Annotated in this window: 7 protein-coding genes, 1 tRNA gene and 2 rRNA genes (1 of these 10 only partly in view); all 10 read right to left on the bottom strand. The window is 45.3% G+C overall.

What is annotated here, in order from left to right; all coding sequences use genetic code 11:
• Nucleotides 1-1057: ribosomal RNA gene (locus tag ACAW68_02700) — 23S ribosomal RNA — on the bottom strand (it extends 1858 nt beyond the left edge of the window).
• A 201-nt stretch (nt 1058-1258) separates the two neighbouring features.
• Nucleotides 1259-1331 (bottom strand) — tRNA-Ala (locus ACAW68_02695).
• 79 nt (nt 1332-1410) lie between these two features.
• Nucleotides 1411-2987: ribosomal RNA gene (locus tag ACAW68_02690) — 16S ribosomal RNA — on the bottom strand.
• The 16S and 23S rRNA genes sit together here with 1 tRNA gene alongside, the layout of an rRNA operon.
• Before the next feature lie 485 nt (nt 2988-3472).
• Nucleotides 3473-5638 carry an LTA synthase family protein gene (locus tag ACAW68_02685; GenBank protein XGA16493.1) on the bottom strand — a complete coding sequence of 722 codons (2166 nt, stop codon included), beginning with the start codon at nt 5636-5638 and terminating at the stop codon, nt 3473-3475.
• Between the two features lie 122 nt (nt 5639-5760).
• A complete protein-coding gene (locus ACAW68_02680) occupies nt 5761-6015 on the bottom strand; it encodes a DUF1797 family protein (GenBank protein ID XGA16492.1) in 255 nt (84 codons plus the stop codon).
• Nucleotides 6016-6017: 2 nt separating this feature from the next.
• Nucleotides 6018-7028, bottom strand: a complete 1011-nt coding sequence (locus ACAW68_02675) for a YbhN family protein (GenBank protein XGA16491.1) — start codon at nt 7026-7028, stop codon at nt 6018-6020.
• A 4-nt stretch (nt 7029-7032) separates the two neighbouring features.
• Nucleotides 7033-8064: a glycosyltransferase family 4 protein gene (locus ACAW68_02670; protein ID XGA16490.1), complete on the bottom strand. Its 1032-nt coding sequence runs from the start codon at nt 8062-8064 to the stop codon at nt 7033-7035.
• Nucleotides 8064-9308, bottom strand: a complete 1245-nt coding sequence (locus ACAW68_02665; protein XGA16489.1) for a glycosyltransferase family 4 protein — start codon at nt 9306-9308, stop codon at nt 8064-8066. The genes ACAW68_02670 and ACAW68_02665 overlap by 1 nt, the downstream gene beginning before the upstream one ends.
• A 790-nt stretch (nt 9309-10098) precedes the next feature.
• Complete coding sequence (gene pyrE, locus ACAW68_02660) at nt 10099-10740, bottom strand: orotate phosphoribosyltransferase (protein ID XGA16488.1); 642 nt, start codon at nt 10738-10740, stop codon at nt 10099-10101.
• A gap of 14 nt (nt 10741-10754) precedes the next feature.
• Entirely contained in the window at nt 10755-11468 is a 714-nt protein-coding gene (gene pyrF / locus ACAW68_02655) for an orotidine-5'-phosphate decarboxylase (protein XGA16487.1), read from the bottom strand.
• Nucleotides 11469-11470: the final 2 nt, after the last annotated feature.

The raw sequence follows: 11470 nt of genomic DNA, 5'->3' as shown, positions 1-11470 counted from the left end.
CACTTAGGGACCTTAACTGACGATCTGGGCTGTTCCCCTTTCGACAATGGATCTTATCACTCACTGTCTGACTCCCGGACATACGTGATTGGCATTCGGAGTTTATCTTAATTTGGTAACCCGAGATGGGCCCCGCACCAAAACAGTGCTCTACCTCCAACACGCTACATTCCGAGGCTAGCCCTAAAGCTATTTCGGAGAGAACCAGCTATCTCCAAGTTCGATTGGAATTTCACCGCTACCCACACCTCATCCCAGCATTTTTCAACATGCACGGGTTCGGGCCTCCAGTGCGTTTTACCGCACCTTCACCCTGGACATGGGTAGGTCACCTGGTTTCGGGTCTACAACAACATACTAATTCGCCCATTTCAGACTCGCTTTCGCTACGGCTCCGGTCTTTCCACCTTAACCTTGCATGGTATCGTAACTCGCCGGTTCATTCTACAAAAGGCACGCTATCACCCATTAACGGGCTCTAACTTCTTGTAGGCACATGGTTTCAGGAACTTTTTCACTCCCCTTCCGGGGTGCTTTTCACCTTTCCCTCACGGTACTGGTTCACTATCGGTCACTAGGGAGTATTTAGCCTTGCGAGATGGTCCTCGCGGATTCCGACCGGATTTCACGTGTCCGGCCGTACTCAGGATCCTGACGGGAGGTCAACACTTTTCGCATACGGGGCTATCACCCTGTCTCGCTCAGCTTCCCAGCTGATTCTGCTAAATGTTAACTTTGTAACTCCACAATGTCAGTCCTACAACCCCAAAGTGCAAGCACTTTGGTTTGGGCTCTACCGATTTCGCTCGCCGCTACTGACGGTATCGATTTTTCTTTCTATTCCTGTTGCTAATGAGATGTTTCAGTTCACAACGTCTACCTTCAACCTAACTATATATTCATTAGGTGATAACTTGCATAACAAGTTGGGTTCCCCCATTCGGAAATCTCCGGATCAAAGCTTACTTACAGCTCCCCGAAGCATATCGGTGTTAGTCCCGTCCTTCATCGGCTCCTAGTGCCAAGGCATCCACCATGCGCCCTTAATAACTTAACCTATCAACTGACGTTGATGATATAAGTTTGAGTATGTGGCTCAAGGCCACAAGCGATTTTAAACTAATTTAAAAAACTCAAAAAATTACGCGGTGTATTTTTTCGGCTCAATTTATATTGATTAACAATATTAAATGAATTTAAAAATTTACAATTATGATTCAGTTTTCAAAGAACTAATGTTGCAACCCGAAGGTTGCAATGGAGAATATCGGGATCGAACCGATGACCCCCTGCTTGCAAAGCAGGTGCTCTCCCAGCTGAGCTAATTCCCCATGATGTATTTAATTGAGTGTAAGTCACTCAAAACTGAATATCGTTTCAATGAATGTGTAGGTTTCCGATTTTCCTTAGAAAGGAGGTGATCCAGCCGCAGGTTCTCCTACGGCTACCTTGTTACGACTTCACCCTAATCATCTGTCCCACCTTAGACGGCTGGCTCCCGAAGGTTACCCCACCGGCTTTGGGTGTTACAAACTCTCATGGTGTGACGGGCGGTGTGTACAAGACCCGGGAACGTATTCACCGCGGCGTGCTGATCCGCGATTACTAGCGATTCCGACTTCATGTAGGCGAGTTGCAGCCTACAATCCGAACTGAGACGTACTTTAAGAGATTAGCTCACCCTCGCGGGTTGGCAACTCGTTGTATACGCCATTGTAGCACGTGTGTAGCCCAGGTCATAAGGGGCATGATGATTTGACGTCATCCCCACCTTCCTCCGGTTTGTCACCGGCAGTCTCACTAGAGTGCCCAACTGAATGCTGGCAACTAGTAATAAGGGTTGCGCTCGTTGCGGGACTTAACCCAACATCTCACGACACGAGCTGACGACAACCATGCACCACCTGTCACCTTGTCCCCGAAGGGAACGCTCCATCTCTGGAGTTGTCAAGGGATGTCAAGACCTGGTAAGGTTCTTCGCGTTGCTTCGAATTAAACCACATGCTCCACCGCTTGTGCGGGTCCCCGTCAATTCCTTTGAGTTTCAACCTTGCGGTCGTACTCCCCAGGCGGAGTGCTTAATGCGTTAGCTGCGGCACTTAAGGGCGGAAACCCTCAAACACCTAGCACTCATCGTTTACGGTGTGGACTACCAGGGTATCTAATCCTGTTTGCTACCCACACTTTCGAGCCTCAACGTCAGTTACAGTCCAGAAAGCCGCCTTCGCCACTGGTGTTCTTCCATATATCTACGCATTTCACCGCTACACATGGAGTTCCACTTTCCTCTACTGCACTCAAGTCATCCAGTTTCCAAAGCAATTCCTCAGTTGAGCTGAGGGCTTTCACTTCAGACTTAAATAACCGTCTGCGCTCGCTTTACGCCCAATAAATCCGGATAACGCTTGGAACATACGTATTACCGCGGCTGCTGGCACGTATTTAGCCGTTCCTTTCTGGTAAGATACCGTCACACATTGAACAGTTACTCTCAATGTCATTCTTCTCTTACAACAGTGTTTTACGAGCCGAAACCCTTCATCACACACGCGGCGTTGCTCCATCAGGCTTTCGCCCATTGTGGAAGATTCCCTACTGCTGCCTCCCGTAGGAGTATGGGCCGTGTCTCAGTCCCATTGTGGCCGATCAGTCTCTCAACTCGGCTATGCATCATCGCCTTGGTAAGCCATTACCTTACCAACTAGCTAATGCACCGCGGGACCATCTCTTAGTGATAGCAGAACCATCTTTTAAATAACAACCATGCGGTTGTCATTGTTATACGGTATTAGCATCTGTTTCCAAATGTTATCCCCTGCTAAGAGGTAGGTTTCCCACGTGTTACTCACCCGTTCGCCACTCTTTGCAATGTCCATCGTCATATCTGAGCAAGCTCTTCAAATCAGTTGAACCACAAAGCGTTCGACTTGCATGTATTAGGCACGCCGCCAGCGTTCATCCTGAGCCAGGATCAAACTCTCAATTTGAAGTTTGAGTATAACTCAATTTTTGTTGTTTAATAGAAGTTAAACAAATTTACTAGCGAATTGACTTCGCAAATGTTTTTGCATCAAGCTTAGCTTGATGACCCTACACATTTGTTTCATCGAAACGATATTCAGTTTTCAATGACCTACGTCGTCACCTTGACGACTTAATACATATTACAGAAGAAAGAATGAAATGTCAACAACTAATTTCAATCAATTTTCATATGTCGTTCATAAGTATCAAATACCCCGAAGCGACTTAATATATATTACAGAAGACTTAACCGATTGTCAACAACCAATTTCAACTTCTTTTTATGAATCACAACCCATTGATCGAATACATTTTGTACCGCTCATTTGAGTGCTTAAATAATATACCCCATCCACGAACGTTCGTCAACTACTTTGTTATATCGAATTTTTCCGAACAATCCAGAGATGCAAAAAAGCACCTCAGCAAGTGCTGAAGTGCTTTCGTACTATTGTTGTGCTGTGTCGTCGGTTGGTGTTTCTTCACTTGAAGATCCACTACTTGAAACAGCTTGTTGAATTGTTTGTGGTTGTCCACCTAATTCAGGCGCATCCGTCACATAGTCACTCATTGTAGACGTGTGGTTGTGCTGATCAATCAAAGTCGTATCGCTTTGCTTATCCATCTTCTTCAAGAGAGCAAGTCCATCGGTCTTCTTATATGAGTAGTCCTTCTTATTGACCTTCTTGAATCCCTCTGGTGTATAGAAGCGTAGCAAGTCACCTGTTTGCACATCATCTGAGTACGTTAGCATCTTATCTACGTATGCTTGCGTCTCATCGATAATTTGCTTAGCACGTGGATCTTCCTTTGGCTTAATCTTTGTACCAGTCGTTGTAACGTAGTAGTTACCACCATACTTCATGTATTCAGCGGATACCCAGTCACCGTTACGGAATGGCACAACTTGCTTGCGGTTAGGTGCTAACAAATCTTGACCAAATTGCACATTATCTGACGTTGAAACACCAAGCAAGTGCAAAATTGTTGGCATCACATCGATTTCACCACCATACGTGTGGTTAATACCGCCTTGCAAGCCTGGCGCGTGCACAATGAATGGTACCTTTTGCCAGTTTGCCAAGTCATATGAGTTAACAGAACTCTTCCCCATCAACTTTGCAATCGCTGCTGGGTGATTCTCTGAAATACCGTAGTGGTCACCGTACAAAACAATCATTGAGTTATCGTACAAACCTGACTTCTTCATCCAGGCTAAGAATTCACCGAATGCTTGATCAAGATAACGTGCCGTTTGCACATAACCATCGACAGTCTTGTCGCCGGTCGTCGTCTTCTCAATTGAAATGTTTTGCTTATCCAAGTCATATGGATAGTGGTTCGTCACTGTAATAATCTTTGAATAGAATGGTTGTGGCAGTTGCTCAAGATACTTAGCAGAATCCTGCAAGAAAATCTTATCCTTCATACCATAACCAATGTTGTAGTTCGCGTTATCCGCATCCTTGAAGTATGGCTTACTAAAGAAGTAATCATATCCCCAAGACTTATACGTGTTATCACGGTTCCAGAATGAGGCAACGTCACCGTGGAAGGCGGCCGTCGTGTAACCCTTCTGGTCCAAAATAGCTGGCACGGCTTGGTACGTATTAGATGTACCGTAGTTAACCATTGCTGAACCAGACGCGGTACCAAACAATCCCGTCTCCAACATTGTTTCGGCATCGGCCGTCTTACCTTGACCAACTTCGTTATAGAAGTTATCAAAGGCCAATGTATTTTGATCGTGATAGAACGCATTCAAGTTTGGCGTTACTTCAACGTCATTTACTTTGTAATCAATCAAGAATTGTTGGAATGACTCCAAGTGGAACATGATGACGTTCTTACCCTTCTCCTTACCGAAGTAAACAGAGTTTTCCAACGTCTTGTTACCATCAACAAACTTCTTAATCTTATCTAGGTCTGATGCCTTAGCTTCTTTCTTAACATCCGCAGTCTGCTTCGTCTTGAAAATGTTATATGCTGCATACTCATTCAAACCAAGATACTTAACGATGTAGTTGTTATCAAACGTACGCGTCAAAAGCCCTGAACGGTCCTTAGAAGCAATACCATAACCAACAAACATCAACAAAACACCGAATACAGTCACCAAAGCAGCAAAGCGCTTTTGGACCGCCGTCTTATCGACCTTAATAACCTTCGTTAGCAAAAGGACGATCAAGACAATAATATCAACAAAGACCAGGAAGTCAGATACGTGAATAATTCCCGCAATTGACTTACCCAAGTTATTTTCAACTGACCCACCAGACCCCATGATGTTCAATGACAAGAAATCAGAGAACTCACGGTAGTACAACATATTGGCGAATAGCCAAATTGATTGCACAAGGTTAATTAGCAACATCAACCAGTAAGCGATACGTCCACGGAAGTACAACGCAATTCCGAGCAAAATAATTGCCGTTGGAATTGGGTTCAAGAACAACAAGAACTCTTGTAACGTTCCTTGTACACCCAGTGAAAAGTTAGTCTTATATGCCCAATACGTCTTCAACCATACCAAGAAGACCGATAGCATAAAGAAGCCTACAGTTGAGTTGAAGTCTGGCCACCATTTCTTGATGACTGAAACTACTCGTTGCATTTTATTACGCTCCATTTTCTCTCTAGGTCCATTTGACCTTAAAAATTACAATATTCAGTATACCGCTCTTCCATTAAAGAAACATAAAATCGTCTTAAATAATCGCGCATGTGGTCAACTATTTAAAAGGTTTCCTTAAAGTCTTGTAGCGCCTCATAAATATCAATCGCGACTAAATCGGCATCGTCAAATGCAAAGCGCCGATTATTATCACGTAGACCTTCAACCGCAAAGACCTTTGACGGACGGTCGTAGACTACTGTCACCACCGTCACCCCAAACGCGTCAAAATGGCGGGTTTGGATTTCTTCACGATCGTCAATCATCATGGCACGAATGCGTTGTGCAATCTGTACCAAATCACTTTCTCGACTCATGTTTATTTCCTTCTCTTCGCTGCATTCAGATTAAAGGCAACGATACCTGCAAACATCCCCAGGTAGTAGGTAATCAAACGCCAAATCATCATGGCGAATAGCAATACAGATGCAGATGGCAAGAACTGTGAGAACAAGACTGCAAAGCCCGCTTCCGCTCCACCAGTCCCACCCGGGATTGGGAACAACGAAATTACCATCACAATTAGCACGTGTAATGCCGTCACCAAAACAACATTAATTGGCGATACCCCTAATCCCAACAAAATGAAGTACGGGATTAAGTAGTAAAACGCCATCTGGAAGAACGTGACCACAATCGCTTTGACCAGTGCTGGCCAATCATGACTCATGCGGACACTTTCACGATGAAAATTATCAATCTTCTCGTCAACAACGCCCTTCCACTTTTCAACTAACGCTGGTCGGAACCAGCTGATTGGTTTAAACACTAGCAAAACCATCGTGCGCGTCAATGTCGGCCAGTACATCACCAACAAAAGTCCCACAATCACTGCTAAATGAATCACAAAACCAATTAAAACCAAGATTGCCCACGCGTGTAGTTTGTCGGCAATGTAGTGGTAACCAATTGTTAAGGCCATCAAAAAATTAACGACAATCATGCCTTGATAAACCACAAACTTCATTAACAAAATCGAACCCGCACGCCCAGGATCAATGCCCGCTTGTGCAAGGGTAATCATTTGCATAGGTTGCCCACCAGTAGCGAACGGTGTAATACCATTCCCTAATTGTTCAACCAAGGGTACTCGAATAGCATCACGCCAACTCAGCTTTTCATGAGCATCGTCAACAAATATTTTAACCACAACCGCTTCTAACAACAGATAGACGACCATCGCGCCAACCGCAACAATCAGCCACCACCAATTCGCGTTTTTAACTTCCGATGCAAATTGCGTCCAACTAATCTTACGGAAAGACCAGTAAAAAATCCCCAAACCAATTAGCATCATAATGGTAAAAACAATGCCATTCCGTCTCGTCATTGACTTACCCCTTGTTTTTCAAGCCCGCTTGCTCGGTATAGAATTGCTCCCAAATACCTGCTACATAATCAGCAGAGTAACGCTCAGACGCAGCCAACGCTTGCTTTGACAGTTGTTCACGTAGTTCAGGTTGGTCATGCAACGCTGTTAATTGCGATTGCATTGCTTCACGGTCTGAACCCGCGAGGTAGTAGCCATCGATAATAGCGCGGTACAAGTCCAAATCACGCAAGACCGTTGGCGTTCCCGTGCTAAATGCCTCTAAAGCAGACATCGGGAACAACTCCGTATAACTTGGCAATAGGAAAACATCTGACGCATTGTAATAACCGTTGATAACTGCACGATCAACAATTCCTGGGAATTTTAGGTTAGCTGGTGGATTTGCCAAAACCTTTTTCAGTTCGTCGTAACCAGCAGTGATTGACCCAAATGAGAACCCGCCAACCCAAACAAACGTCCAGTCGGGATTATCTTTTGCCATGGCAATGAAATCCCAGATACCTTTACGCTCTTGAATTTGACCAACGCCCAAGACAACAAACGCATCTTGGTCAATCCCAAATTGCTTTCGTAGTGCCACCTTTTGATCATCTGGTAGCGGATGGAATTGCGTCTTCGTGACAAAGTTCGGAATGTACGTGACTTTTTCACGCTTAACCCCTAAGGCCACCAGTTTATCGATGAACGTTGGGTTAACGACAACAATGTGATCCATGCGCTTATAAAACGCCATCACGTACCAATAAAAAATATTCTTAACCGGCCAGTGAAGGTTAATCGACCCCTCTAGCGTCTCGGGTAGAAAGTGAACATATCCAATGCGACGGCCACGGCCAGGCAAGAACGTGTTCAAATAGAACCAAAAATCAATGGTGTGGTAGTGACTGATATCAGCCGGCGCCAAACTATTGATGCGGACCTGAAACTTATCTTTAAACCGCGCCGTCAACAAATTTATCAACTCACGATAGGCTGATCCAACACCTTGACCAGGCACCGTTTCAGCTGAAGAAAACATCGTAATTCTAATCATTAATCATCTCGTCGGAATGGATTCCGAAGCAGGAATGTCTTTGAGTACTCCACATCGTTTGCTTCGGCAGCTTCCGTATCCTCCTCTTCGTGATAAACAGCCAACGCTTCTGCATAGAAATCAATGACATGTTTACCAAATGTTCGTTCGTCAATCTCATGCAACACAGCTGCCCGTGTCTCAGGATTGCCAATCGTCTCACCCGTCGCCTTAGCCTTAAGATACATGACCATCGGCTCAAGTAGTCCAAAACTATCATCAACCAACGTTCCAATGTTTTCATCAGTCACGATGGTATCAAGATATGGACTGTGAATAGCAACAACTGGTGTATCAGCGGTCATTGCTTCGATGAAGGTTAGACCTTGCGTTTCAGAAACTGAGGCTGAAACAAAGACATCTCCCATCTTATAGTAACCGTAGACATCGTTGTGATTGACCTCTCCAGTAAAAATAACATGATCGTCAATCTCTAATGCTGAAACGTGCTCTTGCAAAGCTGACATTGCTGGGCCACCCCCAACGATGACAAACATCGCATCCGGCACCTCTTCCAAAGCTTCAGCAAATACTGATATCGCATCATCAAGGTTCTTTTCAAAAGCAACGCGTCCCAATGATAATACCACTGGTGTCTCTGGCTTAAGACCTAATTTTTCACGTAGGGCAACACTCGTGTCTTCTGCCGGTGAGTGAAGCACATTAACACCGGTTGGAATAATCTCAATCGGCGCCTTCACCTTATACTTCATCAACGTATCGTATGTCTGACGTGATGGCGAAATAATACCGGTCATACCTGCCATAAAGTTGCGGGCAATCACAGCCACACTACCTGGGCGAATAATCTTACCGTTAGCAATGTAGTGCAAGTAGTCTTCATAATTCGTGTGGAACGTATGTACAACTGGAATCTTCAATTGACGTGCAACAAACTTCCCCATTACGCCGAGCGAAAACTCAGTTTGCGTGTGTACGATATCAAGTTGTAGTTTTTTAGCTAATTGTACGGCCTGAATCGCACCACGATATGTAATGCGTCGATCCTTAAATCCAACGAATGGCAAACTTGCAAAACGATAGATGTTCGGCTCAAGCGTCCCCTTTTTTACCTTCGGATCGGTAGACGTAAAAATATAAACCTTATGTCCGTTAGCTTCCAATTGACGTCGCAACGTTTGAATCGATGTTGCGACCCCGGAAACCTGCGGGAAATAGGTATCCGTGAATAGTCCGATATTCATGATTTGTCACCTTTCACAATTTGTCTCATCTTACATTCTACCAACAATCATCCGGTTTTGGGATAGGTAGTCGTGATGGCTTTGTGAATTTTTATCACAGCAGCTGTTGGTCTACCTCCTGACTTTAGTCAGGAGGTAGACCAAAGACGTACCTGATAAGGGCGACTTGGTCACGTCGGAGGTCTAAACCTCCGACATTCCTAGTCTACTTTATCTTCTGAAATTTTCGCGCAAAAAAACCGCCGGCACGTTGGCCCGCGGTAACTTCAGCTATGATTTGCGACACATAGCTAGGGAAGCGCTACTCCGCCACCCTGTATTCAATTGTAAAGGGACCACCTTAGACTAATCTGCAGCTTTAGTCGTCTGTCGCTAAGGTATGGTCACAACCAAATCTATAGTCTCATCTCTACCGCAACCAAGCTATTTGAACTATTTCATCAAACCGTGTCGGGAGCGGCCTCCGATCTCTGAACAAGCTTACATCCATCACTGGATTATCGTCCGTCGTCGAAGTAACCGATGCTAATGATCGCAAGAGATGTCAAATCATGACTAATGTGTTTATCTCTTAAAAATGATACGTGTTGTTATCTTGCGTCATTACTGTGACACGCCCGCATGGATTGCGGTAGATGATGGCACTACTGTGGTTGAAATAATTGTTTCTTCCAAAGTTATCATCTACCTTTCTTCCTTTGGTACACGTTTATAATAACGCACCTTGTAAGCGGTTACAAATATAAACACTTGAAAATATAAAAAGTTTTTTCGAGTGTTTATCTATCCGTTATCCGCGCGCTTCACCCCATGCCTTTGGGCCTTGGCGCCAGGCTTGTAGGGTCTCCAAATCAGCATCATCTACTTGACCTGACGCAATCGCGGCATCAATCAAAGCTGAGTAGGTCGTCAATGAAGCAAATGGTGTCTCAGCTGCTGCGAAGTTTTCATCAGCCGCTGGTAGTTCGTATGAGAAGATTGAGACAACGCCCAATACATCCCCACTTTCACGACGGGTTGCTTCAACGGCACCCAAAACTGATCCACCCGTTGAAATCAAATCATCGATAAGCACAACCTTTTGGCCAGCCGTTAGCTCACCTTCGATTTGCTTACCAGCACCGTGGTCCTTTGGCTTTGAACGGACATAAATCATTGGCAATTCTAGTTCGGCTGCCACCCAAGCTGCGTGCGGAATGCCGGCTGTGGCCACGCCACCGATAACTTCGACTTCTGGATACTCATGCTTAATCAAATTAGCCAATCCCTTCGCAATCAACTTGCGAACCTTTGGGAAAGCGATTGTCTTACGGTTATCCGTATAAATTGGGCTCTTCAAACCTGATGCCCACGTGAAAGGATCATTTGGTTGTAGCTTAATGGCCTCAATATCCAACAAGGCTTGGGCAACTGCTGCTTTGTAATCTGTCATAAGTTTTCTCCGTCTTAAGCGTTAAATTCTGTTTCAATAAGTTGATATGCAGCAACTGGATCAGTTGCCTGCGTAATTGAACGGCCAACCACAATACCATCGGCGCCCATTTCGGCGGCCCGTGCTGGTGTGACAACACGGCTTTGATCACCAACCGCATCCCCAGCAAGTCTGATACCCGGCGTAATTGATAAGAAGCCAGCTGGCGTGTTCGCGTGAATATCTGTTGATTCGAACGCCGATGAAATCGTTCCTGCGACACCAGCTTCGGCCGCTAGTTGGGCCAAGTGGATAACTGATTCACGCATTGAAACCGTCACAAGCTGGGTTGTCTGCATTTCTTCCTCCGAAAATGAGGTCAGTTGGGTGATGGCCAACAACTTGGGCGCCATCACACCAGCCGCGTCGGCCCCTTCTTGCGCACCGTTCTTAGCCGCTTGTAGCATACGCACACCACCAGCTGCGTGAACCGTCAAATAATCCACCCCCAGGCGAGCAACATTTTTCGCCGCCTGTTGCACTGTGTTCGGAATGTCGTAGAGCTTCAAATCAAGAAAGACGGTGAAGCCTTGTTCCTTCAAAGCGGTAACCAAGGCTGGTCCTTCACGGTAGAATAACTCCATCCCCACTTTAACCGCTGGACGGATATCCGCTGGGAATCGATCCAAGAACGTCCACATTGTTTGGGCGTCTGGGAAATCTAAGGCAATAAATACTGGCTTTGTCATCG

Source organism: Weissella confusa (assembly GCA_041871065.1).
In the GTDB taxonomy this organism is placed as follows: domain Bacteria; phylum Bacillota; class Bacilli; order Lactobacillales; family Lactobacillaceae; genus Weissella; species Weissella confusa_A.
Note: the sequence above shows the minus strand (reverse complement) of the source record. Positions and strands in the feature narration are given on the sequence as shown.